The sequence below is a fragment of the Paraburkholderia sp. CNPSo 3274 genome (assembly GCF_024206475.1).
Classification (GTDB): Bacteria; Pseudomonadota; Gammaproteobacteria; order Burkholderiales; family Burkholderiaceae; genus Paraburkholderia.
The window spans coordinates 1-529 of sequence record NZ_JAMBPR010000273.1 but is presented as its reverse complement, the minus strand read 5'-3'; the positions used below and the strand labels follow the sequence as shown (position 1 = coordinate 529).

Here is a 529-nt window from a genome sequence, read left to right as displayed (position 1 = left end):
TCGGCATCGAGATTGCGGAACGCCGCCGACAGGCTGTCGCTGCGGTGCTCGCGCGGCGCGCCTCCGAGTGCCCAGATGGCGTTCTGCAGCCCTTCGGCCAGCGCGACATAGCTCTCGCCGCCGAGAATGACGTGAGCGTGCTCAAAGCCCGAGCAGGCCAGCCGGAAGTGATAGAGGCGGTGGTCCAGCGTGACACCCGTCACGGTGATGCCCAGGCTGTCCATCTCGGTGAAGTCCGACAAGCCTAGCAGGTTGCGGAAATACATCCCCGGCGGAAGCGGTGCGCCTCGATGTCCGCGCCCGCCAGTCGCAAACTTTCGCATTGTGCAATCTCAACGCGAATTCAACGTTCTTTCGGCGGCTTGAGGCCGACTTCTGACCTCCTTGCCACGCTTTCCGCCACTTATAAGCGGATTTGTGCCAGTGATCGCATGCGCACGAGGTTGTATGCCGCCATGTTCAACACGAACATCTGGTCCACCTTCTTCAAGCCACGCACCATCACCTGACGCATGCGCCCCACGGTCTT

The 529-nt window shown here is 61.8% G+C and carries 2 pseudogenes; both read right to left on the bottom strand.

The annotated features are described in order from the left end of the window. Positions 1-248 (bottom strand): annotated as a pseudogene (locus M3I54_RS44665) (IS21 family transposase); the annotation flags it as partial. A 155-nt stretch (positions 249-403) separates the two neighbouring features. Then, positions 404-529, bottom strand: a pseudogene (locus M3I54_RS44660) (IS5/IS1182 family transposase); the annotation flags it as partial.